This window comes from Streptomyces sp. BHT-5-2, assembly GCF_019774615.1.
GTDB lineage: Bacteria > Actinomycetota > Actinomycetes > Streptomycetales > Streptomycetaceae > Streptomyces.
This window is the reverse complement of the sequence record NZ_CP081496.1, coordinates 93,250-120,061: the sequence shown is the minus strand read 5'-3', so window position 1 is coordinate 120,061 and position 26,812 is coordinate 93,250. Positions and strand designations below refer to the sequence as shown.

Below are 26,812 nucleotides of genomic sequence, written 5' to 3'. Positions count from 1 at the left end.
CGGCACCCAGACTGAGGCACCGAGACCCAGGCACCCGGACTGAGGCGCCGAGACCCAGGCACCCGGACTGAGGCGCCGAGACCGGGGCACCCCCGGGGAAACTCCCCGGGGCCCCCGAACACCCCTGCACGCATCGGGTGGCCAGCCCTGGACGCCCCCCACCCGCCCCCTCCATCCCCCAACCCTCACCCCCGCAGTCGCTTCAGCGTTTCCTTCGCGCTGGTTTCCAGCATCGTGGCGAGCTCGGCGGAGGACGGCGGCTTCGCGGTGCTGTTGGCCGTCGTGTAGCTGGACCACGTCGACTGGTACGTCAGCCAGCCGTCCCGGACGGCGAGGACGACATAGGCGCTCTTGCCGCCGCCGGGGGAGTCGTTGCGGGTCACGAGGTACGCCTCGTCGCCGAGGCCGGTGACGGGCTCGACCTTGTACGAGACGGTGGTCTGCTGTTTCTCGTACGCGCGGTAGACGTCGCCGAACTCCGGGCGCGGGTCGGTCTTCTTGTGCAGGGTGACGGAGTTGTAGAGCCAGGTCGAGGAGTAGTCGCCGGCGCCGGCTTTGTCGGCGCTGAGGGAGACGTTGCACCACATCGAGTCCATGGAGTTCATCCGTGAACCGCTGTGCTGCGGGTTGGGCGGGGACGACACCCCCGACGGACCCGAGCCGGATGCCGCGCCCGAGCCGGAGCCCGTGCTCGGCTTGGCCTTGTAGTGGCCGTTGGCGAACGGCGCCAAGGAGGTCGCGGCGCACAGGTCGTCCCGGAACGCGTAGCCCTTGAGGTCGGGGGAGGGCTCCGGGGAGAAGGCGCCGGTGGCGAACATCACGGACGCCCCGATCGCGGTGGCCGCCACCGCGCCGCCGACGGCCCACAGCCAGCCGGAGACGCCGCGCCCGCCCGCCCCACCGCCTGCCCCACCGGGCATGCCGCCGAGGTTGCCGCCGAGCGGTGCCCGGTAGGCCGCGCTCGGTGCTGCCGGCGCGGCCAGGGCCCTCGGTGCTCTCGGTGCACCCGACGTCCCAAGCGCCCCATGCACCCCTGGTACCCCCTGCGCCCCCGTTACGCCACCTTGGGTACCCGGCAGCGGATAGCCGTACCCGCCCGGCCCCTGGGCATACGGATTCTGCCGGTAGGGCATCGAAGGCGAAGGCGACGACGAAGAAGGCGGGGGTGGAGGCGGCGGCTGCGACTGCGACTGCGGCGCGGGCCTAGGACCGTAGGCGGGAGGCTGCGGTACGGAGTAGGGATCGTTCTGCTCCCCCGAATTGGACATGGCGGCAGACTAGTGGACATCCCTCACATCTGACGCTCTCCGGAGCCGCGTTGCACCCTGCCGGAAGGTGCATTCGGACTCGACCGGGAGTCGCGCCGGCACCTCCCCGGAGCGCCCGCCCGCAAACGCCCGCCGAGCGCACACCGGGCGCTTCCGGGGCCTTCCGGGCCTCACCTCAACCGCCCGCCCCCACCACCCCCTGCCGTCCCCCCCCCCACACACACACGACAAAAGACCCCGCCGTCCCCAAAAGGGGACCGACGAGGTCTTTTGTATCCAGTTAGGACGGCTGCTCGGCGGACGTTGCCGCGGAGGAGCCGACTGCGCCGCACCCGCGTGGCGAACGCAGGCCGCGTGCGGCGCGGTGGTGCACCGAAAGGGAGCGGTGAGAGGGGCCGCTGGGTCCCTGATCGGCAGGGTGACCGCGTCGGGCGCGGTCGGGGCGAAGGTCAGCCCTTGAGGCCGGCGACCTTCTTGGCCAGCGCCGACTTCTTGTTGGCGGCGTTGTTCTTGTGCAGCACACCCTTGCTGACGGCCTTGTCGAGCTTCTGGGCCGCCAGGGCCTGCGCGGCGGTGGCCTTCTCGAGGTCACCGGCCTCGATGGCCTCGCGGGTGCGACGGATCGCGGTCTTCAGCGAGGACTTGACAGCCTTGTTGCGCTGACGAGCCTTCTCGTTGGTCTTGATCCGCTTCATCTGGGACTTGATGTTCGCCACGAAAGAGCCTTTTCAGGTTCGTTGGAGTTTCGAGTTGCGCCTCGTACGAGAGAGGGCACGAAGCGCAGTGGACCAGGCTACCAGCAGGGTTTACGGGCTCCCAAACCGGACCCTGAACCGGCACCCGCGCGCGGGCGGCCCGCGTACCCGGCGCCTGTAACGGCCGAAGCGGACCCCGCCCCTCCGGAAGGCGTGCCATGCCTGGCGCCCCGGCCTCCGGTGTCCCGGCGCCCGAGCGGGCCCGCCCCGCCGCCCCATGCCCGAACCCCTCACCCCCGCCGGTCATGGGACGATGGGGGAGACATCACAAGACCGAGTCCCGCCTACCCGCGTTCACTGAATGGACCCTGCGTGCCCGCGACCCCTCCGAACGTGCCGGAGCCGAGCCGTACCGACCCGGCGCTCCTCCGAAACTTCTGCATCATCGCGCACATCGACCACGGCAAGTCGACGCTCGCCGACCGGATGCTCCAGCTCACCGGTGTCGTCGACCAGCGGCAGATGCGCGCGCAGTATCTCGACCGCATGGACATCGAGCGCGAGCGCGGCATCACGATCAAGTCCCAGGCGGTCCGGCTGCCCTGGAGCCCCTCCGAGGGCGAAGCGGGAAGTGGGACCACCCACATCCTGAACATGATCGACACGCCGGGCCACGTCGACTTCACCTACGAGGTGTCCCGCTCGCTGGCCGCGTGCGAGGGCTGCATCCTCCTCGTCGACGCCGCCCAGGGCATCGAGGCCCAGACCCTCGCCAACCTCTACCTGGCGATGGAGAACGACCTCACGATCATCCCGGTCCTCAACAAGATCGACCTGCCGGCCGCGCAGCCCGAGAAGTTCGCCGCCGAGCTGGCCAACCTCGTCGGCTGCGAGCCCGAGGACGTGCTGAAGGTCTCCGCCAAGACCGGCGTCGGCGTGCCCGAGCTGCTGGACAAGGTCGTCCGCGAGGTGCCGGCCCCGGTCGGCGTCAAGGACGCGCCCGCCCGCGCGATGATCTTCGACTCGGTCTACGACGCCTACCGCGGCGTGGTGACGTACGTGAAGGTCGTCGACGGCACGCTCGGCAAGCGCGAGCGGATCAAGATGATGTCCACCGGCGCCGCCCACGAGCTGCTGGAGATCGGCACCAACTCGCCGGAGATGAAGCCGGCCGACGGCCTGTCCGTCGGCGAGGTGGGCTATCTCATCACCGGTGTGAAGGACGTCCGCCAGTCGAAGGTCGGCGACACCATCACCCAGCTCAGCAAGGGTGCCGAGGAGCCGCTGGGCGGCTACAAGGACCCCAAGCCGATGGTGTTCTCCGGGCTGTATCCGCTGGACGGCTCGGACTACCCCGAGCTGCGCGACGCGCTGGACAAGCTCCAGCTCAACGACGCCGCGCTGGTCTACGAGCCGGAGACCTCGGCCGCCCTGGGCTTCGGTTTCCGCGTCGGCTTCCTCGGCCTGCTGCACCTGGAGGTCGTCCGGGAGCGCCTGGAGCGCGAGTTCGGCCTCGATCTGATCGCGACCGCGCCCAACGTGGTCTACCGCGTGGAGATGGAGGACGGGGCCGAGCACACCGTCACCAACCCCAGCGAGTTCCCGACCGGCAAGATCGACGTGGTGCACGAGCCGGTCGTCCGGGCCACGATCCTGGCGCCCAGCGAGTTCATCGGCTCGATCATGGAGCTGTGCCAGAACCGCCGCGGCACGCTGCTGGGCATGGACTACCTCTCCGAGGACCGGGTCGAGATCCGCTACACCCTGCCGCTCGCCGAGGTCGTCTTCGACTTCTTCGACCAGCTCAAGTCCAAGACCCGCGGCTACGCCTCGCTGGACTACGAGCCCACCGGCGAGCAGACCGCCGACCTGGTCAAGGTCGACATCCTGCTGCACGGCGACAAGGTCGACGCGTTCTCCGCGATCACCCACAAGGACAAGGCGTACGCGTACGGCGTGCGGCTGGTCGCCAAGCTGCGCGAGCTGATCCCGCGGCAGAGCTTCGAGGTGCCGATCCAGGCCGCCATCGGCAGCCGGGTCATCGCCCGTGAGACCGTCCGCGCCATCCGCAAGGACGTCCTCGCCAAGTGCTACGGCGGTGACATCTCCCGTAAGCGGAAGCTGCTGGAGAAGCAGAAGGAGGGCAAGAAGCGGATGAAGATGGTCGGCAGCGTGGAGGTGCCGCAGGAGGCGTTCATCGCGGTGCTGTCCTCGGACTCCGACGGCGACGGCAAGTCGAAGAAGTAGTCCGGGGCGTCGTCGGAGAAGCGACGGACGCAGGACGCATGCGCGGGGCGCCGGTTCCTTGGGGGACCGGCGCCCCGCGCCGTGTCGGCGCCGGTCGCACGGGGCCCGCGGGCCCGCCGGTCAAGCGTGTGTCATGTGCACCTATCGCTCGGGTCACATCGTGAACCAGTCGGGTGCAGCCCCTTACGTGGCGGCCCCACGCGCTCTAGTCTGATCACTGCTCAAAGGTTACTCGCGAGTCACCAGCAACGAAGCGGGCCCCGGAGGACGCCGTGACCGACACTCACACGCTGATCGACAACCGGCCGCCTTCGGTGGCGACCCTGTTCCTGGAGCGGGTCGCGGCCACACCGGACACCGAGGCATACCGCTACCCCGTCCCGCCCGCCTCGGGCGCCGGGCCGGACGACTGGAAGGTCCTCACCTGGGGCCAGGCCGCCGAGCGGGTCCTCGCCGCGGCCGCCGGCCTGATCGCACTGGGCATCCGCCCCGAGGAACGGGTGGCACTGGCCGCCGACACCCGGGTGGAGTGGATCCTCGCCGACCTCGGAGTGCTCTGCTCCGGCGCCGCGACCACCACCGTCTACCCCTCCACCAACGCCGACGAGACCGCGTTCATCCTGGCCGACTCCGGCAGCCGGGTACTGATCGCGGAGAACGCCCGGCAGCTCGCCAAGGCCCGCGAGAGGCGCGCCGAGCTGCCCGAGCTGGCACACGTCGTCGTCATCGACGAGGCCGACGCGCAGCCCGCGGACGACGACCCCGAGGGCTGGGTGCTCTCCCTCGCCGAGCTGGAGAAGCGCGGCACCGTCCATCTGGAGCAGCACCCGGAGTGCGTCAAGGAGCGGGTCGCCGCGCTCCGCGCCGACCAGCTGGCCACCCTGATCTACACCTCCGGGACCACCGGCCGCCCCAAGGGCGTGCGGCTGGCCCACGACTGCTGGGCGTACATGGCCCGTGCCATCCAGGCGACCGGCATGGTCACCACGGACGACGTGCAGTACCTCTGGCTGCCGCTGGCGCACGTCTTCGGTAAGGTGCTCAGCGCCGGGCAGATCTCGGTCGGGCACGTGATCGCGGTGGACGGCCGGGTCGACAAGATCATCGAGAATCTGCCGGTGGTCCGGCCGACGTACATGGCCGCCGTCCCGCGGATCTTCGAGAAGGTCTACAACGGCGTCGCGGCCAAGGCGCGCGAGGGCGGCGGCGCCAAGTACAAGATCTTCCAGTGGGCGGCCGGGGTGGCCCGCGAGTACGCCAAAACCTCTCAGGAGAACTTCCGGCACACCGGCAACACCGCGGTGCCGTTCGCGCTGGCCGCCAAGCACAAGGTCGCCGACGCCCTCGTCTACACCAAGCTGCGGGAGGCGTTCGGCGGCCGGCTGCGCGCCGCGATCTCCGGCTCGGCCGCCCTCGCCCCGGACATCGGCTACTTCTTCTCCGGCGCCGGCATCCACATCCTGGAGGGCTACGGCCTGACGGAGTCCAGCGCCGCCAGCTTCGTCAACCCCGGCGAGGCGTACCGCACCGGCACCGTCGGCAAGCCGCTGCCCGGCACCGAGGTGCGGATCGCCGAGGACGGCGAGATCCTGCTGCGCGGCCCCGGCATCATGCAGGGCTACCACGGCCTGCCCGAGAAGACCGCCGAGGTCCTGGAGGAGGACGGCTGGTTCCACACCGGCGACATCGGCGAGCTCTCCCCGGACGGCTATCTGCGGATCACCGACCGCAAGAAGGACCTCATCAAGACCTCCGGCGGCAAGTACATCGCGCCCGCGGAGGTGGAGGGCCAGTTCAAGGCGGTCTGCCCGTTCGTCTCCAACGTCCTGGTGCACGGCGCCAACCGGAACTTCTGCACCGCCCTGATCGCGCTGGACGAACCCACCATCCTCAAGTGGGCCGAGGAGCACGGCCTGGCCGGCCGGAGCTATGCCGAGGTCGTCGCCACCGACCAGGTCCGCACGCTGATCGACGGCTATGTGGAGCGGGTCAACGAGGGGCTCCAGCGATGGCAGCAGATCCGCAAGTTCCGGTTGCTGCCGCGCGACCTGGACATCGAGCACGGCGAGATCACCCCCAGCCTCAAGATCAAGCGGCCGGCGGTGGAGCGGGCCTTCAAGGACCTGCTCGACGAGATGTACGCCGGGGCGCGGGAGGCGTAGGCCGCGTCGCCGGACCGGCGACGGCGGCGGGCACGGTGCCGGCGGCGCGGGCGGGACCCGCGCCGCTCCGGCGCGCCCCGGCCAACTGCCGCCCCGCGTCAGCCGAATTGACGCCTCTGACCACGCACTTCCGTGACTCACCGCTTATGTGCGGGCTCGTTCTGTCACTCTGGCGTTGGCGCATCCGGCGCCGCTGGGGAACTGCTCGGGAGTTGCTCAATGAGGATGACAACTTCGGCCGGACGGGACGACGTTGCCGGGGCCGCCGCGCGCTCCCTGCGCGCCACGCTGCCCGGTGACCCGCGGGCCGCGGCGGCCGCACGGCAGTTCGTCCGGGCCGCCTTCGCGGACTGGGCCGCGCGGCGGCTGCCCGGCGCCGACCGGCTCACCGAAGCGCTGGCGGACGAAGCGGTGCTGCTGGTCAGCGAGTTGGTGACCAACGCCGTGGTGCACGCGGGCACCACCGTCGACGTGCTCTGCCGGCTCGACCCCGCCGAGGAGCGGCTGCCGCACCCCGACGACCCCCCGGACGCCGTCCCCGAGGAACCACCCCGCCCCGGCCTGGTCGTCGAGGTCTCCGACCGGCACCCCACCCAGCCCGTACGGGCCCGCGAGGACACCGGCGCCTACGAGGCGGGCGGCCACGGACTGCGGCTGATCAGCGCGGTGGCCGAGTCCTGGGGCGTCACCTACCGGCGGGCGATGAAGACCGTGTGGTTCCGGTTGCCGGTCGGCGGCCCGGACGCCGCCTGGCCCGAGCCGGACACCGTCGACGGCGCCTACGACGCCCTCGACCCCCACGGCACCTACGGCGCCCTCGACGAGGAGGTCTTCCGGCAGGGACTGCGGGCCTCCGAACTCCTCGCCCCCGTACCGCGCCGCGCCGCCCCGCCCGAGGACCGGCCCGTGCGGGAGCGCGGCGGCGTCGACAGCGGCGCGCTCTCCTTCCTGGCGGAGGCGTCCGACCTGCTCTCCGGGCAACTCGACGCCGACCAGGTCGCCTCGCTCGCCTGCCAGTTGATCGTTCCGCGACTCGCCGACTGGTGCGCGGTGTGGCTCCACGACGGCGACGGCGGCGCTCCTGGGCGCGGCCTCGCCGAGGTCGGCGACGCCCCGCGGCTTGCCCGCGTCTGGCACCAGTCCGAGAGCCGGATCGATTCACTGCGGGCTGCCCTGGAGAAGGCGCCGCTGGGCCTGGGGATCGACGGCACCGCCGTCAGCCGGCCGGTCCCGGTGCCCTGGCCCTGGCCGCACGAGCCGGCCGGCCCGGAGCCCGGCGGCGCGGCCCTGGCCTGCCCGCTGGTCGCCGGCGGCCGCCGGCTCGGCACCCTGTTGCTCGGCCGGGCCGGGCTGCGGCGCTTCCCCGGCGAGGTGGTCGCGCTCGCCGAGGACCTGTGCCGCCGGGCCGCCCGCGCGGTGGCCACCGCCCGCGCCTACAGCCGCCAGGAACGCATCAGCCGGGTCCTGCAGCGCCGGCTGCTGCCCCAGGGGCGGGCCCGGGTGCCGGGCGTGGCGTCGGCGGTGGTCTACGAGCCGCGCGAGGGCGCCTGGGCCGGCGGTGACTTCTGGGACCTCTTCGACGCCGGCGACGGCCGCTGGTGCTTCGCGCTCGGCGACGTCTGCGGCAGCGGGCCCGAGGCCGCCGCGGTCACCGGGCTGGCCCGGCCGGTGCTGCGGCTGCTGGCCCGGGACGGCTTCGGCGTCGCCGAGGTGCTGGACCGGCTCAACAAGACCATGGCCCGGGAGGCCGCGGACTCCGTCGCCGCGGTGGCGGCGGCGGTGGCGGCGGCCGGCGCGGGCGCGGAGGCCCCCGTGGAGATCCGCGAGGAGGGCGAGCAGGCCCGCTTCCTGTCCCTCCTCTACGGCGAGATCGTCCCCTACCGCGGCGGTGCCGGCGGCGCCCGGTGCACCCTCGCCAGCGCCGGCCACCCGCTGCCGCTGGTCCTGGGCGCCGACGGCGCGGTGCGGGTCGTCGCGGCCCCGCAGATGCTGCTGGGCGTCGTCGAGGAGGCGGCCTACGTCAGCGAGTCCTTCGACCTGTGCCCCGGGGAGACGCTGCTGTGCGTCACCGACGGGGTGACCGAGCGCCGCTGCGGCCGGCGGCTCTTCGACGACGAGGACGGGCTGGTCTCGGCGCTCGCCGCGACGGCCGGGCGGAGCGCCGAGGCGATCGCCGAACACATCCGCCGCACGGTGCACGCCTTCGGCCCCACGCCGCCCGACGACGACCTGGCGCTGATGGTGCTGCAGGCGGAGGGGGGCTGCCCTTGAGGGGGCGGTGGGGCCCGTAGGGGTGGGGCGAACGGTTCCCGTAGGGGGTGCGCGGGCCCCCTGCGGGGCCACAACCGGGCGAGCGGGGGTGATATTCCCTTGGTGCGGTGCGGTGCGGTGCGGTGCGGTGCGGTGCACGGCGCCGGCCGGAGCCCGCTGCAAGCCCGGCCGGAGCCCGCCGCAAGCCCGGCCGGAGGCCCGTCGACAGCCCGGCCGGAGGCCCGCCGGGCCCCGCACCGCACCGCCGTTCCCCAGGCACCTCGGGCGGGCGCCCGTCCACCCCGCGCCATGACGGACAATGGACCCCATGCCTTCCGCACTGCCAGATGGTGAGCCGATGCCCGAGGACGGGGCGCTGCCCCGCCATGCGCTGACCGGCGCCGCCGAGCGCCCCCTCGGCTTCTATCTGCACGTGCCGTACTGCGCCACCCGCTGCGGCTACTGCGACTTCAACACCTACACCGCCGGCGAGCTGCGCGGCCCCGGCGGCGCCCTGGCCTCCCGCGAGACCTACGCCGACACCCTCGTCGACGAGATCCGGCTGGCCCGCAAGGTCCTGGGCGACGACCCCCGCCCGGTCGAGACGGTCTTCGTCGGCGGTGGCACCCCGACCCTGCTGCCCGCCGCCGACCTCGGCCGGATGCTGGCCGCGGTGCGCGACGAGTTCGGCCTGGCGCCCGACGCCGAGATCACCACTGAGGCCAACCCGGAGTCGGTCGGCCCGCGCTACCTCGCCGAGCTGCGCGAGGCCGGCTTCAACCGCGTCTCCTTCGGCATGCAGAGCGCCCGGCAGCACGTCCTGAAGATCCTCGACCGCACGCACACCCCGGGCCGCCCCGAAGCCTGCGTCGCCGAGGCCCGCGCGGCCGGCTTCGCGCACGTCAACCTCGATCTGATCTACGGCACCCCCGGCGAGTCCGACGACGACTGGCGGGCCTCCCTGGACGCCGCCACCGCCGCCGGCCCGGACCACATCTCCGCCTACGCCCTGATCGTCGAGGAGGGCACCCAGCTGGCCCGCCGGATCCGCCGCGGCGAGGTCCCGATGACCGATGACGACGTGCACGCCGACCGCTATCTGATCGCCGAGGAGCGCCTGACCGCCGCCGGCTTCTCCTGGTACGAGGTCTCCAACTGGGCCACCACTGAGGCCGGCCGCTGCCGTCACAACGAGCTGTACTGGACCGGCGCCGACTGGTGGGGCGCCGGCCCCGGCGCGCACAGCCACGTCGGCGGCGTCCGCTGGTGGAACGTCAAGCACCCCGCCGCCTACGCCCAGGCCCTCGCCGAGGGGCGCTCCCCGGGCGCCGGCCGCGAACTCCTCTCCGGTGAGGACCGCCGCGTCGAGCGGATCCTCCTGGAGCTCCGCCTCGCCGCCGGCTGCCCGCTGTCCCTGCTCGCGCCCGCCGGGGCCCGCGCCGCCGCCCGCGCGGTGGCCGACGGCCTGCTGCAGCCCGGCCCCTACGAGGCGGGCCGGGCCGTGCTGACCCTCCGCGGCCGACTGCTCGCGGACGCGGTGGTGCGCGACCTGGTGGACTGACCGCTCCGTCCGCGCTCCGGTGGACCGACCTTTCCGCCCGTGCCCCGATGGGCCGACCGCCCTGCCGTGACCTGGTGGACGTGGTGGACGGACCGCCCCACCGGGGCACCGTCTGGCCGTGCGGCACCCCTGGGGCGCGGAGCGGCGGCCGTCGTCGGGCCGGCGCCTCAACCGGCCCACAGGGCAGCGGAGTTCAGTGGATCAGCGGCCGCGACGTCCGCCCCGAGGCGGTGTCGATCTCGTCGTGGGCCTTCGTCAGCAGCTGCATCGCCAGGTCGTTGAGGGCTCTGGCCCCCGCGACCTCCTCGCCGACCCGGGGCTGGTTCCCGTCGGCGGGGTGGCGGCTGGCATAGCCGTGGGCCCGCACCTCGGTCCCGTCCGGCAGTCGTACCAGCGCGGCGGCCCGGGTGCGGTGGGTGTCCTCCTCGAATTCCAGCTCGACATGCCATCCGACAGCGGTCTTCAACATGGCGGGTCACCTCCGGAATCGCTGCTACCAGAGTGCGCTCACCGCCGAGGCGGCGCACGGCGTGCACCGCCCGCGCACGCCGCCGCCCAGGACCACCGCGCCGGACCTCAGCCCCCGTCGTCCGCCCCCGCCGGCGCCGTCACGAAGTCGATCAGCTCCTCCACCCGCCCCAGCAGAGCCGGCTCCAGGTCCTTGTAGGACCGCACCCGGGACAGGATCCGCTGCCAGGCCGCACCGGTGTTCTCCGGCCAGCCCAGCGCCCGGCACACCCCCGTCTTCCAGTCCTGGCCCCGGGGCACCTCCGGCCACGCCTCGATGCCCAACGAGGACGGCTTCACCGCCTGCCAGACGTCGATGTACGGGTGGCCGACGACCAGCGCGTGCTTCCCGGTCACCGCGGCCGCGATCCGGGACTCCTTGGAGCCGGGGACGAGGTGGTCCACCAGGACGCCGAGGCGGGCGTCCGGTCCGGGGTCGAAGGCGTCGACGATCGCCGGGAGGTCGTCGACGCCCTCCAGGTACTCCACGACGACGCCCTCGATCCGCAGGTCGTCGCCCCAGACGCGCTCCACCAGCTCCGCGTCGTGCCGCCCCTCCACATAGATGCGGCCGGCCCGGGCGACCCGGGCGCGCGCCCCGGGGACCGCGATCGAGCCGGACGCGGTGCGCGCCGGACCGCTCGGTGCCGGGCCGCTCCGCGGACGGACGAGGGTCACGGTCCGGCCCTCCAGGAGGAAGCCGCGCGGCACCATCGGGAACACCCGCTGCTTGCCGAAGCGGTCCTCCAGGGTGACCGTCGGGCCCTCGGCGGTCTTCTCGCACCGCAGCACCGCGCCGCAGTAGCCCGTCCCCACCTCCTCGACGACCAGCCCGGGGTCGGCCGGTACCTCGGGCACCGGCCGGGGCTTCTTCCAGGGGGGAGTGAGGTCGGCGTTGTAGTGCCTGCTGTGCATGCGGGTCTGCTTCCTGTTCCGGCGGGACGGAGGGGCGGCGGGGCGCGGGGCGGTGAAACGACGGGGCGGTGAAACGTCGGCCGGTGGGCCGGGAGACGGGGGACGAGGGACGGGCCGAAGGGGCGGGGCCCGTTGGGCCGGCGACTCGACGGCCCAACGGGAGCCGCTTCAGGAGGAGTTCGCCCCGAAGCGGACGGCCAGGGCGTCGCGCTGGGCGCGGACGAAGCGGGCGTCGACCACGGCGCCGTGGCCCGGCACGTACACCGCGTCCTCGCCGCCCAGCGCCAGCAGCCGGTCCAGCGCGGCGGGCCACCGACCGGGCACCGCGTCCGGGCCCGCCTGCGGCTCGCCGGACTCCTCGACCAGGTCGCCGCAGAAGACGATCCCCCGTTCACCGGCCCGGCCCGGCACCAGGACGGCCAGGTCGTGCCCGGTGTGACCGGGCCCCACGTCGGCCAGCAGCACCTCCCGGTCCCCGAGGCCGACGGCCAGCCGCCCGTGCACCTCGTGACGCGGGACGACCAGCAGGTCCGCGGCCTCCGCCGCGGCATCCGGGTCCACGCCGTGCCGGACCGCGTCGGCCCGCAGCGCCTCCTTGTCGCGCCGCAGCAGCTCGCCCAGCCCGGCCGCGCCGAACACCTCCACCCCGGCGAACGCCGCGGTGCCCAGGACGTGGTCGAAGTGCGGGTGGGTGAGCGCGACATGCGTCACACCGCGGCCGAGCACCGCGCGCACCGTCCGGCGCAGCTCCGCCCCGGCACCCAGCGTCGCGCCGGTGTCGACGATCAACACGCCGTCCGAACCGGCGACCACACCGATCGTCTCGTCCCAGCCCGGCATCCGGCGCCGGACCACCCCCTCGCCGAGCCGCTCCCAGCCCGCCTCTTCCCATGTGGTGCGCATACCGAGACGCTAGCGCCCCCGCGATAGCGTTGCCGGGCACACCGCGGAAGCCGGTCCGGTGCCGGCCCCGCAACGGGCACCGACCGGGACCCTTAGGGGGCCGCGGCGGCGCCTGACCGGGGGTTCCCCGGGGTCCGCTCCGGGCCTTCCCGGGGGCGGCCCGCGGGTCGGATTCCACGGGGGTGGGTAAGTCCTGAGTACGCCCGCCCTTGCCGCATCCGCGCTACCCGGCCGTACACTGGCCCAGGGTCTGGCACTCGGCCCATGTGAGTGCCAGGAGTAACGAGACGACACGGCGGGACGGCCGACTGGAGGTGGCGAGATGCTCAGTGAACGCAGGCTCGAAGTGCTGCGCGCCATCGTCCAGGACTACGTCGGGACGGAGGAGCCGGTCGGTTCCAAGGCGCTCACCGAGCGGCACCGGCTCGGCGTCTCCCCGGCCACCGTCCGCAACGACATGGCGGCCCTGGAGGACGAGGGCTACATCGCCCAGCCGCACACCAGCGCCGGCCGGATCCCCACCGACAAGGGCTACCGCCTCTTCGTCGACAAGCTCGCCGGCGTCAAGCCGCTGTCCGTCCCCGAGCGCCGCGCGATCCAGAACTTCCTCGACGGTGCCGTCGACCTGGACGACGTGGTGGGCCGCACGGTGCGCCTGCTGGCGCAGCTGACCCGCCAGGTGGCGGTGGTGCAGTACCCGTCCCTGACGCGGTCCACGGTGCGGCACGTCGAGCTGCTGGCCCTGGCCCCGGCCCGGCTGATGCTGGTGCTGATCACCGACACCGGCCGCGTCGAGCAGCGGCTCGTCGACTGCCAGACGCCGTTCGGCGAGACGTCCCTGGCGGACCTGCGCGCCCGGCTCAACAGCCGGATCGTCGGCCGCCGTTTCACGGATGTCCCGCAGCTGGTGCAGGATCTCCCGGAATCCTTCGAACAGGACGACCGGGCCACCGTCTCGACAGTACTGTCGGTACTGCTGGAGACTCTGGTGGAGGAGACCGAAGAGCGGCTCATGATCGGCGGCACCGCCAATCTGACGCGCTTCGGGCATGATTTCCCCTTGACCATCCGGCCGGTGCTGGAAGCCCTCGAGGAGCATGTGGTGATGCTCAAGCTGCTCGGGGAGGCCAAGGACTCGGGCATGACCGTACGGATCGGGCATGAGAATGCTCACGAGGGCCTGACGTCCACCTCGGTCGTCACCGTCGGATACGGTTCGGGCGACGAGGCCGTCGCGAAAATGGGCGTGGTCGGACCGACCCGCATGGACTACCCCGGAACGATGGGAGCGGTACGCGCAGTGGCACGTTACGTCGGACAAATCCTCGCGGAGTCGTAAGTGGCCACGGATTACTACTCGGTCCTCGGCATCAGCCGTGACGCCTCGCAGGACCAGATCAAGAAGGCGTTCCGCCGGCTGGCGCGCGAGCTGCACCCGGACGTGAACCCGGATCCCAAGACCCAGGAGCGGTTCAAGGAGATCAACGCCGCCTACGAGGTGCTGTCGGACCCGCAGAAGAAGCAGGTCTACGACCTCGGCGGCGACCCGCTCTCGCAGGCCGGCGGCGCCGGTGGCGCGGGCGGCTTCGGTGCCGGCTTCGGGAACTTCTCCGACATCATGGACGCCTTCTTCGGCACAGCCTCGCAGCGCGGCCCGCGCTCGCGCACCCGCCGCGGCCAGGACGCCATGATCCGTCTGGACGTCGAGCTCAGCGAGGCCGCGTTCGGCACGACCAAGGACATCCAGGTCGACACCGCCGTCGTCTGCACCACCTGCAGCGGCGAGGGCGCGGCGCCGGGCACCTCGGCGCAGACCTGTGACATGTGCCGCGGCCGCGGCGAGGTCTCGCAGGTCACCCGCTCCTTCCTGGGCCAGGTCATGACCTCCCGGCCCTGTCCCCAGTGCCAGGGCTTCGGCACGGTCGTCCCGACGCCGTGCCCCGAGTGCGCCGGCGACGGCCGGGTCCGCTCCCGCCGCACCCTCACCGTCAAGATCCCGGCCGGTGTCGACAACGGCACCCGGATCCAGCTGGCCGGCGAGGGCGAGGTGGGCCCGGGCGGCGGTCCCGCCGGCGATCTCTACGTCGAGATCCACGAGCTGCCCCATCCGGTGTTCCAGCGCCGCGGCGACGATCTGCACTGCACGGTCACCATCCCGATGACCGCGGCGGCGCTGGGCACCAAGTGCCCGCTGGAGACGCTGGACGGGGTGGAGGAGATCGACGTCCGGCCCGGCACCCAGTCCGGCCAGTCGATCCCGCTGCACGGCCGCGGCGTGACCCATCTGCGCGGCAACGGCCGGGGCGACCTCATCGTCCACGTCGAGGTGCAGACCCCCGGCAAGCTCGACCCCGAGCAGGAGGAACTCCTGCGCCGCCTCGCCAAGCTGCGCGGCGAGGAGCGCCCGCAGGGCCAGTTCCAGCCGGGGCAGCAGGGGTTGTTCTCGCGGCTGAAGGATGCGTTCAACGGGCGGTAGGCGCCCGGCCGGGGGTTCCGGGGGTTGTCCCCCGGGCAGGCACGGTCAGCCGGGGCAGCAGGGGTTGTTCTCGCGGCTGAAGGATGCGTTCAACGGGCGGTAGGCGCCCGGCCGGGGGTCCGGGGCCCGCGGCGGCAGCCGCCGTCGGCACGGCCCCGGGCCGCCTCCCTCGTTCGGGCCGGGGCGCCGGACGTGACACGATGTGGGCATGCCCACCGCGCTCACCGATTTCTGCCGCCACCCCGTCGTGCAGGCCCCGATGGCGGGCGGCGGCTCCGGACCCGAGCTGGCCGCGGCCGTCTGCGAGGCCGGTGGCTTCGGCTTCCTGGCCGCCGGCTACAAAACCGCCGACGGCATGTACCAGGAGATCAAACGGCTGCGCGGGATGACCGGCCGGCCCTTCGGCGTCAACCTCTTCATGCCGCAGCCCGAGCTGACCGACACCTCCGCCGTCGAGGTCTACCGTGAGCAACTCGCCGGCGAGACCGCCTGGTACGAGACCGAGCTCGGTGACGTCAACGGCCCCACCGACGACGGCTACGAGGCCAAACTCGCGATCCTCCGCGACGATCCGGTGCCGGTGGTCTCCTTCACCTTCGGCTGCCCCTCGCGGGCGGCCCTCGACGCGTTCGCCAAGGTCGGCACGTACACCGTCGTCACCGTCACCACCGCCGCCGAGGCACAGGCCGCCCAGTGGGCCGGAGCCGACGCGGTGTGTGTGCAGGGCGTGGAGGCGGGCGGCCACCAGGGCACCCACCGGGACGATCCGCACGCCGACGGGACCGGCGCCGGACTGGGGTTGCTGGCGCTGCTCGCCCAGGTCCGGGAGACGGTGCAGATTCCGGTGATCGCCGCCGGCGGGCTGATGCGCGGTGCGCAGATCGCCGCGGTACTGGCCGCCGGGGCCTCGATGGCGCAGCTGGGCACCGCGTTCCTGGCCACCCCCGAGTCCGGCGCCGACCCGCTGCACAAGCAGGCGCTGACCAACCCCCTCTTCACCCATACCGAGTTGACTCGGGCGTTCTCCGGGCGGCCGGCCCGCGGCCTGGTGAACCGTTTCCTGCGGGAGCACGGCCCGTACGCCCCGGCCGCCTATCCCGCCGTGCACTACCTCACCTCCCCGGTCCGGAAGGCCGCCGCCAAGGCCGGCGACGCCCAGGGGCTGAGCCTCTGGGCGGGCCAAGGGCACCGGCTGGCGCGCGAGCTGCCGGCCGGGCAGCTGGTGGAGGTGCTGGTGGCCGAACTCGACGCCGCCCGTGCTTCGTTCGGCCAGGGCGGCCCCCGCCACACCACCGGCGGTGCGGCATGACCGCCCCCGTCTTCCTCGTCGAATCGCTCACCGGAGTACGGGCCGGGGGCACGCTGACCCTGGACGGCCCCGAGGGCCGGCACGCCGTGTCGGTACGCCGGCTGCGGGTCGGTGAGGAGGTCGTGCTGACGGACGGCGCCGGGACCGGCGCCGAGGGCACCGTCGCCGCCGTCGAGGGCAAGGACCGGCTGTCCGTCGCCGTCACCGGTCTGCGGACCGAGGAGCCGCCGACGCCCACCCTCACCGTCGTACAGGCACTGCCCAAGGGCGACCGCGGCGAACTGGCCGTGGAGACCATGACGGAGACCGGCGTGGACGCCATCGTGCCGTGGTCCGCGGCCCGCTGCGTCACCCAGTGGAAGGGTGAGCGGGCCGCCAAGTCGCTGGCCAAGTGGCGCGCCACCGCCCGCGAGGCGGGCAAGCAGTCCCGCCGGCTGACCTTCCCCCGCGTCGCCGACCCGCTGACGACCAAGCAGGTCGCCGCGCTGCTGGCCGACGCCGACTTCGCCGCCGTCCTCCACGAGGAGGGCAGCACCCCGCTCGCCACCGCCGAACTCCCCACCGAGGGCTCGATCGTGCTGGTCGTCGGACCCGAGGGCGGCGTCTCGCCGGAGGAGCTGACGCTCTTCGCCGAGGCGGGTGCCAGGCCGTACCGGCTGGGCGCCTCCGTACTGCGGACGTCCACGGCGGGGACCGCGGCGACGGCGTTGTTGTTGGGGCGTACGGGGCGGTGGAGTTAGGCCCGGGGGCTTCACGTCGTCGGCCGTTCCGCTGCGCTTGGCCGGCCTCCCACGTTGTCGGCTTTCCCGCCGTAGGGCTTCGCCTTTTGCGCCTGGCGGCGCCGGTCCGCTGCGCGGGGCTGTCGGGTGCGGTGCCGGGCCTGCGGGGGTGGTGTGCCGGACTGCTGCGCTTTACGTCCGACACACCACCCCCTCCGGCCCGTCCCCTCCCGTGGGTTGGGTGGGAAAGACGGTGAGTGGGGGCTGAGCTCAGTGGTCCTCTGGTGGTCAACGCCCGGTTCGGGGGCGTGCGTTGGTCCGTCGGCCTGAGGGGGCGGGCCCACCCGTTGTGCCCCGGTGTTCCGTCAGGAGAGCAGTTCGGCCTGGAGCGTGATGTTCTTGACGCCGGCCAGGGCCTGGCTGACCGGGCAGTTCTTCTTGGCGTCCTCGGCCGCGGCCTGGAAGTCCGCCTCGGAGAGGCCGGGTACCCGGGCCTTGACGGTCAGCACGATGCCGGTGATGCCCTCGCCGGGCTGGAAGGTGACGTCGGCCCGGGTGTCCAGCGCCTCGACGGTGTGCCCCTTGCCGGCCAGGCCGTGCGAGAAGGCCATCGAGTAGCAGGAGGAGTGGGCCGCCGCGATCAGCTCCTCGGGGCTGGTGACGCCGCCGGGCTGCTCCGCGCGGGCGGGCCAGTTCACGTCGTAGGTGCCGATCTTGGAGGACTCCAGGGCGACGGTGCCCTTGCCCTGAAGGAGGTTGCCCTCCCAGTGGGTCGTGGCGGTGCGCGTGGTTGCCATGGTGCATAACTCCCGTTTGTGGGGCCAATGCGGTCTGAGAGATCAGCTTAGGGTCTGGCGGGCCGTGATCCGGGCGACCGGCCACGGGGTCGCCCACGGGCCGCCCCGGGGACCCGCCGGAGTGATCGGCTAGCATCCGGAGGGCGTACGCACGGTGCGTACGGCGCATGCCGCGCGACCCGGGAGGAGTCCACCGGTGGCGGGAGAACCGCAGGCCGAGTGCCTGTTCTGCAAGATCGTGGCGGGTGAGGTACCGGCGACGATCGTCCGCGAGACCGAGACCACCGTCGCGTTCCGCGACATCAACCCCCAGGCGCCGACGCACGTCCTGGTGATCCCCAAGGCCCACTACCCGAACGCGGCGGAGCTCGCCGCCGCCGAGCCCAAGGTGATCGCCGACATACTGTGCGAGTCCCGCGAGGTCGCGGCGGCGGAGGAGATCGAGGAGACCGGCTACCGGGTCGTCTTCAACACCGGTGCCGGCGCCGGCCAGACCGTCTTCCACGCCCATCTGCACGTCCTCGGCGGCCGCGGCCTCCAGTGGCCCCCCGGATAACGAGCCATGTCGGTACGCGAACTGGTCGTCCTCGGGACCGCCAGCCAGGTCCCCACCCGGCACCGCAACCACAACGGCTACCTGTTGCGGTGGGACGGCCAGGGGCTGCTCTTCGACCCCGGTGAGGGCACCCAGCGCCAGATGCTGCGGGCCGGGGTCGCCGCCCACGACATCAACCGGATCTGCGTCACCCACTTCCACGGCGACCACTCGCTCGGCCTGGCCGGGGTGATCCAGCGGATCAACCTCGACCGGGTGCCGCATCCGGTCACCGCGCACTATCCGGCCAGCGGCGAGCGGTTCTTCGAGCGGCTGCGGTACGCCACTGCCTACCGCGAGACGGTCCGGATCGCCCAGCGGCCGGTCTCCGCCGACGGCGAACTGGACCGCGCCAAGGGCTACGTCCTGACGGCGCGCAGGCTGTCGCACCCGGTCGAGTCGTACGGCTACCGCCTCACCGAGCCGGACGGCCGGCGGATGCTGCCCGAACGGCTGGCCGCCCACGGCATCGCCGGACCGGACGTCGGCCGGCTGCAGCGGACCGGCGAGCTGAACGGCGTCACCCTCGACGAGGTCAGCGAGGTGCGGCCCGGACAGAGCTTCGCCTTCGTCATGGACACCCGGCTGTGCGACGGCGTGTACGCGCTCGCCGAGGGCGTGGACATGCTGGTGATCGAGTCCACCTTCCTCGACGAGGACGTGCAACTCGCCGAGGAACACGGGCACTTGTCGGCCGGGCAGGCGGCCCGGGTGGCCGCCGACGCCGGCGTGCGCCACCTGGTGCTCACGCACTTCTCGCAGCGCTACGCCGACCCCGAGGACTTCGAGCGGCAGGCGCGCGCGGCGGGCTTCAGCGGCGAACTCACCATCGCCAAGGACCTGCTGCGGGTACCGCTCCCCAAGAGGCGCTGATCCCCGCGTGGCCCCGGCGCCCCGAGGAGGGCGCCGGGACCGCCGCCTACGGCAGGTAGTACATCGGGTTCGGCAGCTTGAAGGTGCGCGCCGCGGCGCCGCCCGCCAGGTCGCTGTACTGGTCGCCGAAGTTGGCGACGACGCGGTAGCCGAGGGACTCGATGTGCCGGCGGGTGCCGGACTTGAAGCCGATCGTCGAGCAGGTCGCGCCGCACGGCAGGTAGGCGGGCGGGTGCTCCTTGTCGCGCAGGTAGACGTGGGCGCGGTCGAGCGGGACGTCGTAGCCGACGTTCTTGAGGTTGCGCACGCTCCAGTCGCGCTGCGCCTCCTTGCGGCCGGTGAGGAAGAAGACCTCGGCGCCCTTCTTGTGGGCCCAGTTCACCAGGTCGTTCATGCCGAAGACCGCGGCCATGTCGGTGTGCTCCAGGTACTCGTCCTGGGACTTGGGGGTGAAGTTGAAGCCGACCTTGAGCTCGTAGTTGTAGGTCAGCAGGGTGGTGTCGTCCATGTCCAGGACGATGGCCGGCCTGGCCTTCCCGGTGCCCTTCTTGGCGAGCGCGCCGGCCAGGTAGGCGCGCGCCCTGGCCTCTATGCCGCGGACCTGGCGGGCGTAGTTGCTGGTGGGGGAGGCGTAGTGCTCGCCGTCGGCCGTCACCGTGTCGCCGTAGTACGCCTTGATCTTGTCCTCGACCTGGGTGAGGTTGGGGATCTCCTTGTCGGTGCGCGGCACGGAGTGTTCGGCGGTGGCCTGGCCGGCGCCGAACACCACGGTGCCGGCGACGAGGGCGGCGGCCACCGCACCGCCCAGGCGGACACGGCGGGAGAGGGCGGGACGGGGCATGCGCGGCTCCTTAGTAAGCATGGGGGTGGTCCCGGGTAGGTGTAACAGAGGTGGCACGCGGCCATCTACGCGCGAAGAATAAAGGATTGGTAAAGTGTGGCGTGATGTTGTTGCCAACTCGGCCGGTCTGTACGGCGCGTGGCGGTGCATGGGGGTGCCCTCCGGCCCTCGTCCCGCTCCATGGACGGTGTCCGCATGGGGAGACGGATGCCTGGCGCGCCCGTCTTCCGCGCCGCCCCCGCGACGTACCGCCGGTGACCCGGGCGGCCACGGCCGCGGTCCTGCGCGTGGCCGTTTCGTCCCCGTACGGTGTGGCACGACCGGGTGGCGGTGCGCCACAGTGGTCCCTTACGTGATCTTCGAGAGGGGCGGTACCGATGGCACAGGAAGTGCGCGGCGTCGTGGCGCCGGGGAAGAACGAAGCGGTCCGGCTGGAGACGATCCTGGTGCCCGATCCCGGGCCCGGCGAGGCCGTGGTGAAGGTGCAGGCGTGCGGGGTGTGCCACACCGACCTGCACTACAAACAGGGTGCTGTCAACGACGACTTCCCGTTCCTGCTCGGCCATGAGGCGGCCGGGGTGGTGGAGTCGGTCGGCGAGGGCGTCACCGACGTCGCACCCGGGGACTTCGTCGTCCTCAACTGGCGCGCGGTGTGCGGCTCCTGCCGGGCGTGCCTGCGCGGCCGGCCCCAGTACTGCTTCGACACCCACAACGCCCGGCAGAAGATGACGCTCAAGGACGGCACGGAGCTGAGCCCGGCGCTGGGCATCGGGGCGTTCGCCGACAAGACGCTGGTCGCCGCCGGCCAGTGCACCAAGGTCGACCCGGGCGTCTCCCCGGCCGTCGCGGGGCTGCTGGGCTGCGGGGTGATGGCCGGCATCGGCGCCGCGATCAACACCGGCGGGGTCGGCCGCGGCGACTCGGTCGCGGTCATCGGCTGCGGCGGCGTCGGCGACGCGGCGGTGGTCGGCGCCCGGCTGGCCGGCGCGGCCAGGATCATCGCCGTCGACATCGACGACCGGAAGCTGGAGCAGGCCCGCGCCATGGGGGCCACCCACACCGTCAACTCCCGCACCACCGACCCCGTCGACGCCGTCCGCGAGCTGACCGGCGGATTCGGCGCGGACGTCGTCATCGAGGCGGTCGGCCACCCGGAGACCTACCGCCAGGCGTTCTACGCCCGCGACCTGGCCGGCACCGTCGTCCTGGTGGGCGTGCCCACCCCGGAGATGACCCTGGAACTCCCCCTCCTGGACGTCTTCGGCCGCGGCGGCGCCCTGAAGTCCTCCTGGTACGGCGACTGCCTGCCGTCCCGGGACTTCCCGATGCTGATCGACCTCCACCAGCAGGGCCGGATCGACCTCGGCGCGTTCGTCACCGAGACCATCGGCATCGACGGGGTGGAGCGGGCCTTCGACCGGATGCACGCCGGCGACGTGCTGCGTTCGGTGGTGATGCTGTGATGACCGCCCGCATCGACCACCTCGTCACCTCGGGGACGTTCTCGCTGGACGGCGGCACCTGGGACGTCGACAACAACGTGTGGATCGTCGGCGACGGTTCGGAGGCCGTGGTCATCGACGCCGCCCACGACGCCGACGCCATCCTCCGGGCCCTCGACGGGCGCACCCTGCGCGCGATCATCTGCACCCACGCGCACAACGACCACATCGACGCGGCCCCGGCACTCGCCGCCCGCACCGGGGCGCGGATCCTGCTGCACCCCGACGACCTGCCGCTGTGGAAGACGACCCACCCGGACACCGCCCCCGACGGGGACCTGTCGGACGGTCAGGTGCTGACCATCGCCGGCACCGACCTGACGGTGCTGCACACCCCCGGCCACGCGCCCGGCGCGGTCTGCCTGTACGCCCCCGACCTGAACACCGTCTTCACCGGGGACACGCTCTTCCAGGGCGGTCCCGGTGCCACCGGCCGGTCGTTCTCCGACTTCCCGACGATCGTCGACTCGATCCGCGACCGGCTGCTGACCCTGCCGCCGCGGACCGTCGTCCGCACCGGCCACGGCGACCCGACGACCATCGGCGAGGAGGCCCCTCACCTGGCGGAGTGGATCGCCCGGGGGCACTGAGGCGACGCCCCGGCGCGGGGGCGGGCGTTGCCCGTACGGCCCGGGGGAGCTTTCCCTACGGGGCGGGCGAACAGATCCCGTAGGGGGCCGCGGCGCCCCCTGCGGGGCCACAACGTGCCGGGGGGTGGTGGGAATTCCCCTGCGAGCGGGGCACAGAGGGGGACACGAGGGGGGCGGAGGCACGGGGGGGGAGGGGACGGAGCAACAAGGTGGTGCTTCCGGGCCCCGCCCCCCTATGCGCTCTCCGCCGCCGCTCGTTGCAGGATGCGGGCGGCCACCGCGGGGGAGTCCACCAGGGGGTGCAGGGCCAGGGCCCGGAGGGCCGCGTCGCGGTCCTTGAAGAGGGCGGCCGCCACCGTGGCGCGTTCGACCGCCTTGATCTGGAGCATCAGGCCCAACTGGTCCTCGCGCAGCGGCGCGCAGGGCAGCGGCCGGGGCCCCTTTGCGGTCACCTCGCACACCGTCTCCACGATGGCGTCCGGCGGCAGCTGCGGCACCGTCGTCCCGTTGCGGACGTTGAGGATCAGCCGGCGGCCGGAGTCGCCGGCGATGGCGTGCATCAGGGCCAGCGCCACCCGGTCGTAGCCGCCGCCCTCCAGGTCGTGGCTGTCCCGCTGCCAGCCGCCGGTCGCCTCCCGGCTGTGCGCCATGTACGTCTCCTCGCGCTCCAGCCGGGTGCGCTCCCACAGGTCGTACACCGCGTCCGGGGAGCCCGCCGCCGCGGCCCGTTCGAAGAAGCCGCCCTGCTGCCGGTCCAGGAACTCCCCGCGGGTCTGTGCGGTGTCCCGTACGGAGTGCAGGGTCTCCCGGCGGAAGTAGTAGTAGTGCAGATACTCGTTGGGGAGGGCGCCGAGGACGCGGAGCCACTCCGGGCCGAAGAGCCGTCCCTCCTCGAAGGAGCCCAGGGCCGCCACGTCGTCCAGGAGGCCCGGCAGCACGTCGGTGCCTTCGAGGGTCAACGACCGCAGCCAGCCCAGGTGGTTGAGCCCCACGTAGTCGTAGCCGGACCGCGCCGGGTCCTCCAGGACGGCCGGGTCCGCGCCGGCCGCCCGCGCCGCCCGGCGCACCAGCCCCACCGGCGAGTCGCAGATCCCGACGACCCGGTCGCCCAGCACCTGCGCCATCGCCTCGGTCACCATCCCCGCCGGATTGGTGAAGTTGATGACCCAGGCCCCCGGGGAGAGCGCCGCGACCCGCTCGGCGACGCGCAGCGCCACCGGGATCGTCCGCAGCCCGTAGAGGACCCCGCCGGCCCCCACCGTCTCCTGGCCCAGCACGCCCTCCGACAGCGGGATCCGCTCGTCCCGGACGCGGCCCGCGGTACCGCCGACCCGTATTGCGGAGAAGACGAAGTCGGCTCCGGTCAGCGCCGCGTCGAGAGTTTCCGCCACTCGTACGGGTACCGGTTCGGTACGGCCCCGTGCCAGCCGGGACAGCACGTCGGAGATCACCGCGACCCGGCGGGGATCGGTGTCGTAGAGCGTCAGCTCGGAGACGGAGCGTGCCGGGTCGTCCAGGAGCGCGCGGTAGACCAGCGGCACCCGGAAGCCGCCACCACCGAGAATGGAGAGCCTCATGGGGCGGAACGTACCGCAGCATCAGGCACACTTGCGGCACGAGTTGAGTACGAGAGGGGCGAGCGCGGTGAACACTGGCCGACGCGATGTCCAACCGCCCGCGGGGCCGGTCGCCGCACCGCCGGGCCTCGATCCGCTGGCCGCGCTGCGCCGCGCGGACGATCCGCCCACCGACGTCTACCTCACCGGCACCGTCTTCCTCGACATCGTCTTCACCGGCCTGGACTCCGCGCCGGTCCGCGGCACCGAATCCTGGGCCCGCGGCATGGGCTCCAGCCCCGGCGGCGTCGCCAACATGGCCACCGCACTGGCCCGGCTCGGCCTGCGCACCTCCCTGGCCGCCGCGTTCGGCGACGACATGTACGGCGAGTACTGCTGGGAGGCGCTGGAGCAGGGCGAGGGCATCGACCTGGCGCTCTCGCGCAGGATCCCGGGCTGGCACTCCCCGGTCACCGTCTCGATGGCCTACGAGGGCGAGCGCACCATGGTCTCGCACGGCCACGAGGCACCGCCACCGGAGAACGCCTTCGACGGCGGGCACGCGCCCGGCTGCCCGCCGCCGACCCGGGCCTGCGTCGCCTCGCTCGTCCCCGGCCGCCGGGAGGGCTGGCTGGGCTGCGCGGCCGGCCGCGGCAGCCGGATCTTCGCCGACGTCGGCTGGGACGACACCGGCCGCTGGGACCCGTCCGACCTCGCCGACCTGGAGCACTGCGAGGCGTTCCTGCCCAACGCCGAGGAGGCGATGCGCTACACCCGCACCGACTGCCCGCGCGCGGCCGCCCGCAAGCTCGCCGACCTGGTCCCGCTCGCCGTCGTCACGCTCGGCTCGGAGGGCGCCTGCGCGGTCGACGGCCGCACCGGCGAGAGCGCCGAGGTGCCGGCCATCGCGGTGGAGGCGCTGGACCCGACCGGCGCCGGGGACGTCTTCGTCGCCGGCTTCGTCACCGGCACCCTCGCCGACTGGCCGCTGGCCGACCGGCTGGCCTTCGCCGGGCTGAGCGCCGCCCTGTCCGTGCAGGAGTTCGGCGGCTCGCTCTCCGCGCCCGGCTGGGCGGAGATCGCCGCCTGGTGGCGCCGGGTCCGGGCCTGCGCCTCCGAGGCCGCCGCCGGGCTGGTCCGCCAGTACGGCTTCCTGGACGCCGTGCTGCCCGAGCCTGGGGTGGCCCTGGGGGCCAAGGGGGCGGCGGACCTCGCGCGGCCGCACGGGCCCGCGCCGCTGGCCCGTGCGGTGCCCACGATCGGCTTCCGCCGCCCGGCCTGAACGCTCCGGCCGGGCGTCCCTGCGGGCCCGGGCCGCCCCGCGCCGCCGTGGCCCCGCGGCGCCCCCGCGGCCGCCCCGGAAAAGCCGGCCGGCTTGTCAGTCCCCCGTCGTACTCTGGTAGCGCAAGGAGCCAGTGCGGGCACCGCTGCTCAAGGGTCCGCACCTGTGATGAGCAAAGGATGGGGGTTGAGCAGGCCACCCGGCCTACCCATGACGCAGACACCCACACGAGCGCAGGCGAGCGCCCAGTTCACGGTCCCGGCCAAGCACCCGATGGTGACGGTCCTGGGATCCGGCGACTCGCTCCTGCGTGTGATCGAGGACGCCTTCCCCGCCACCGACATCCACGTCCGGGGCAACGAGATCAGCGCGGTCGGCGACGCTCGCGAAGTCGCCCTCGTCCAGCGCCTGTTCGACGAGATGATGCTGGTGCTCCGCACCGGACAACCGATGACGGAGGACGCAGTGGAACGCTCCATCGCCATGCTGCGCGCGGCGGAGAACGGCGAGGGAGCGGCGGGCGAGACCCCCGCCGAGGTGCTCACCCAGAACATCCTCTCCAACCGCGGCCGCACCATCCGCCCCAAGACCCTCAACCAGAAGCGCTATGTCGACGCCATCGACAAGCACACCATCGTCTTCGGGATCGGACCGGCCGGCACCGGCAAGACCTACCTGGCCATGGCCAAGGCCGTCCAGGCCCTCCAGGCCAAGCAGGTCAACCGCATCATCCTGACCCGGCCCGCGGTCGAGGCCGGCGAGCGCCTGGGCTTCCTGCCCGGCACCCTCTACGAGAAGATCGACCCGTATCTGCGCCCGCTCTACGACGCGCTGCACGACATGCTCGACCCCGACTCCATCCCCAGGCTGATGGCGGCGGGCACCATCGAGGTCGCGCCGCTGGCGTACATGCGCGGCCGGACGCTCAACGACGCCTTCATCATTCTCGACGAGGCACAGAACACCAACCCCGAGCAGATGAAGATGTTCCTCACCCGGCTCGGCTTCGACTCGAAGATAGTCATCACCGGCGACGTCACCCAGATCGATCTGCCCGGCGGCACCAAGAGCGGTCTGCGCCAGGTCCGGGACATCCTGACCGGTGTCGACGACGTGCACTTCGCCGAGCTGACCAGCAGGGACGTCGTCCGGCACAAGCTCGTCGGCCGTATCGTCGACGCCTACGAGAAGTACGACAGCCGCAACGGCCAGTAGCCCGCGCTGCACGACCAAGAAGCGAGACCTGACCTTCCCCATGTCGATCGACGTCAACAACGAGTCCGGAACGGACATCGACGAGCAGGCGATCCTGGACGTCGCCCGCTATGCCCTGGGCCGGATGCGGATCCACCCGCTCTCCGAGCTGTCCGTCATCGTCGTGGACGCCGAGGCCATGGAGCAGCTCCACATCCAGTGGATGGACCTCCCCGGCCCGACGGACGTCATGTCCTTCCCGATGGACGAGCTGCGGCCGCCGGCCAAGGACGAGGAGGAGCCCCCGCAGGGACTCCTCGGCGACATCGTGCTGTGCCCCGAGGTCGCCGAACAGCAGGGCGCGGCGGCCCCCACGGCGCACAGCATGGACGAGGAGCTGCAGCTGCTCACCGTCCACGGCGTACTGCACCTGCTCGGCTACGACCACGAGGAGCCGGACGAGAAGGCCGAGATGTTCGGCCTGCAGGCCGCGATCGTCGACGGCTGGCGGGCCGAGCGCGGGATGACCGGTCCCTCGCCGGCCCCGACCGTGACCTGACGGGACGCCCC

The 26,812-nt window shown here is 72.8% G+C and carries 23 protein-coding genes; 15 read left to right on the top strand and 8 right to left on the bottom strand.

Translation table 11 applies throughout. The features are described from left to right. Window positions 1-185 precede the first annotated feature (185 nt). Both K2224_RS00560 and rpsT read right to left on the bottom strand, forming a co-directional pair. Window positions 186-920, bottom strand: coding sequence for a hypothetical protein (locus tag K2224_RS00560; protein ID WP_260692266.1), 735 nt, complete (start codon window positions 918-920; stop codon window positions 186-188). Window positions 921-1,717: 797 nt separating this feature from the next. Next, the gene (rpsT, locus tag K2224_RS00555) at window positions 1,718-1,984 is read right to left on the bottom strand and encodes a 30S ribosomal protein S20 (protein WP_018538013.1); all 267 of its coding nucleotides are present in this window, start codon (window positions 1,982-1,984) and stop codon (window positions 1,718-1,720) included. 351 nt (window positions 1,985-2,335) lie between these two features. On the opposite strand from rpsT, the gene lepA reads away from it, so the two are divergent. From lepA to hemW, 4 genes are all read left to right on the top strand, one after another. Further along, window positions 2,336-4,210 (top strand): translation elongation factor 4, encoded by a 1,875-nt coding sequence (lepA, locus tag K2224_RS00550; RefSeq protein WP_221904655.1) that lies wholly within the window; start codon window positions 2,336-2,338, stop codon window positions 4,208-4,210. 272 nt (window positions 4,211-4,482) lie between these two features. Continuing rightward, a complete protein-coding gene (locus K2224_RS00545) occupies window positions 4,483-6,372 on the top strand; it encodes a long-chain fatty acid--CoA ligase (protein ID WP_221904654.1) in 1,890 nt (629 codons plus the stop codon). A 225-nt stretch (window positions 6,373-6,597) separates the two neighbouring features. After that, complete coding sequence (locus tag K2224_RS00540) at window positions 6,598-8,643, top strand: SpoIIE family protein phosphatase (RefSeq protein WP_221909346.1); 2,046 nt, start codon at window positions 6,598-6,600, stop codon at window positions 8,641-8,643. Between the two features lie 307 nt (window positions 8,644-8,950). Continuing rightward, a complete protein-coding gene (gene hemW / locus K2224_RS00535) occupies window positions 8,951-10,183 on the top strand; it encodes a radical SAM family heme chaperone HemW (protein ID WP_221904653.1) in 1,233 nt (410 codons plus the stop codon). 193 nt (window positions 10,184-10,376) lie between these two features. Here hemW and K2224_RS00530 read toward each other — a convergent pair whose 3' ends face one another. The 3 genes from K2224_RS00530 to K2224_RS00520 form a co-directional block, all read right to left on the bottom strand. Beyond that, complete coding sequence (locus K2224_RS00530) at window positions 10,377-10,652, bottom strand: DUF1876 domain-containing protein (protein WP_221904652.1); 276 nt, start codon at window positions 10,650-10,652, stop codon at window positions 10,377-10,379. Between the two features lie 107 nt (window positions 10,653-10,759). Next, complete coding sequence (locus K2224_RS00525) at window positions 10,760-11,605, bottom strand: DUF3097 domain-containing protein (protein WP_221904651.1); 846 nt, start codon at window positions 11,603-11,605, stop codon at window positions 10,760-10,762. A 168-nt stretch (window positions 11,606-11,773) separates the two neighbouring features. After that, window positions 11,774-12,508: an MBL fold metallo-hydrolase gene (locus K2224_RS00520; protein WP_221904650.1), complete on the bottom strand. Its 735-nt coding sequence runs from the start codon at window positions 12,506-12,508 to the stop codon at window positions 11,774-11,776. Between the two features lie 322 nt (window positions 12,509-12,830). On the opposite strand from K2224_RS00520, the gene hrcA reads away from it, so the two are divergent. The 4 genes from hrcA (at window position 12,831) to K2224_RS00500 (ending at window position 17,033) form a co-directional block, all read left to right on the top strand. Then, the gene (hrcA, locus tag K2224_RS00515; protein ID WP_221904649.1) at window positions 12,831-13,847 is read left to right on the top strand and encodes a heat-inducible transcriptional repressor HrcA; all 1,017 of its coding nucleotides are present in this window, start codon (window positions 12,831-12,833) and stop codon (window positions 13,845-13,847) included. Beyond that, window positions 13,848-14,984: a molecular chaperone DnaJ gene (dnaJ, locus tag K2224_RS00510; protein WP_221904648.1), complete on the top strand. Its 1,137-nt coding sequence runs from the start codon at window positions 13,848-13,850 to the stop codon at window positions 14,982-14,984. It begins immediately after the preceding gene. Between the two features lie 208 nt (window positions 14,985-15,192). Further along, window positions 15,193-16,293 (top strand): nitronate monooxygenase, encoded by a 1,101-nt coding sequence (locus K2224_RS00505; protein ID WP_221904647.1) that lies wholly within the window; start codon window positions 15,193-15,195, stop codon window positions 16,291-16,293. Then, window positions 16,290-17,033 carry a 16S rRNA (uracil(1498)-N(3))-methyltransferase gene (locus K2224_RS00500; RefSeq protein ID WP_221904646.1) on the top strand — a complete coding sequence of 248 codons (744 nt, stop codon included), beginning with the start codon at window positions 16,290-16,292 and terminating at the stop codon, window positions 17,031-17,033. The genes K2224_RS00505 and K2224_RS00500 overlap by 4 nt, the downstream gene beginning before the upstream one ends. A 344-nt stretch (window positions 17,034-17,377) precedes the next feature. Here K2224_RS00500 and K2224_RS00495 read toward each other — a convergent pair whose 3' ends face one another. Beyond that, entirely contained in the window at window positions 17,378-17,809 is a 432-nt protein-coding gene (locus K2224_RS00495) for an OsmC family protein (protein WP_221904645.1), read from the bottom strand. Window positions 17,810-18,005: 196 nt separating this feature from the next. Here K2224_RS00495 and K2224_RS00490 point away from each other — a divergent pair, with 196 nt between their 5' ends. Together K2224_RS00490 and K2224_RS00485 are read left to right on the top strand one after the other, a co-directional pair. Next, window positions 18,006-18,365 (top strand): histidine triad nucleotide-binding protein, encoded by a 360-nt coding sequence (locus K2224_RS00490; protein ID WP_221904644.1) that lies wholly within the window; start codon window positions 18,006-18,008, stop codon window positions 18,363-18,365. Window positions 18,366-18,371: 6 nt separating this feature from the next. After that, window positions 18,372-19,277 carry a ribonuclease Z gene (locus K2224_RS00485; protein ID WP_221904643.1) on the top strand — a complete coding sequence of 302 codons (906 nt, stop codon included), beginning with the start codon at window positions 18,372-18,374 and terminating at the stop codon, window positions 19,275-19,277. Window positions 19,278-19,323: 46 nt separating this feature from the next. Here the strand turns inward: K2224_RS00485 and K2224_RS00480 are convergent, their stop codons facing one another. Further along, on the bottom strand, window positions 19,324-20,118 hold the full coding sequence (locus K2224_RS00480; protein WP_221904642.1) for an HAD family acid phosphatase: 795 nt from the start codon (window positions 20,116-20,118) through the stop codon (window positions 19,324-19,326). Between the two features lie 377 nt (window positions 20,119-20,495). Between K2224_RS00480 and K2224_RS00475 the strand changes: the two genes are divergently transcribed. Then, complete coding sequence (locus K2224_RS00475) at window positions 20,496-21,581, top strand: S-(hydroxymethyl)mycothiol dehydrogenase (RefSeq protein WP_221904641.1); 1,086 nt, start codon at window positions 20,496-20,498, stop codon at window positions 21,579-21,581. Then, window positions 21,581-22,210: an MBL fold metallo-hydrolase gene (locus K2224_RS00470; RefSeq protein ID WP_221904640.1), complete on the top strand. Its 630-nt coding sequence runs from the start codon at window positions 21,581-21,583 to the stop codon at window positions 22,208-22,210. Before K2224_RS00475 ends, K2224_RS00470 begins: the two co-directional genes overlap by 1 nt. A gap of 233 nt (window positions 22,211-22,443) precedes the next feature. On the opposite strand, the gene K2224_RS00465 is transcribed toward K2224_RS00470, so the two are convergent. Continuing rightward, on the bottom strand, window positions 22,444-23,787 hold the full coding sequence (locus K2224_RS00465) for a 6-phospho-beta-glucosidase (protein WP_221904639.1): 1,344 nt from the start codon (window positions 23,785-23,787) through the stop codon (window positions 22,444-22,446). Between the two features lie 67 nt (window positions 23,788-23,854). Here K2224_RS00465 and K2224_RS00460 point away from each other — a divergent pair, with 67 nt between their 5' ends. The 3 genes from K2224_RS00460 to ybeY all read left to right on the top strand — a co-directional run bounded on the left by K2224_RS00460 (window position 23,855) and on the right by ybeY (window position 26,801). Further along, complete coding sequence (locus tag K2224_RS00460) at window positions 23,855-25,048, top strand: carbohydrate kinase family protein (RefSeq protein ID WP_221904638.1); 1,194 nt, start codon at window positions 23,855-23,857, stop codon at window positions 25,046-25,048. Between the two features lie 210 nt (window positions 25,049-25,258). After that, on the top strand, window positions 25,259-26,263 hold the full coding sequence (locus K2224_RS00455) for a PhoH family protein (protein ID WP_221904637.1): 1,005 nt from the start codon (window positions 25,259-25,261) through the stop codon (window positions 26,261-26,263). 40 nt (window positions 26,264-26,303) lie between these two features. Then, window positions 26,304-26,801: an rRNA maturation RNase YbeY gene (gene ybeY / locus K2224_RS00450; protein WP_221904636.1), complete on the top strand. Its 498-nt coding sequence runs from the start codon at window positions 26,304-26,306 to the stop codon at window positions 26,799-26,801. The last annotated feature ends 11 nt before the right edge of the window (window positions 26,802-26,812 follow it).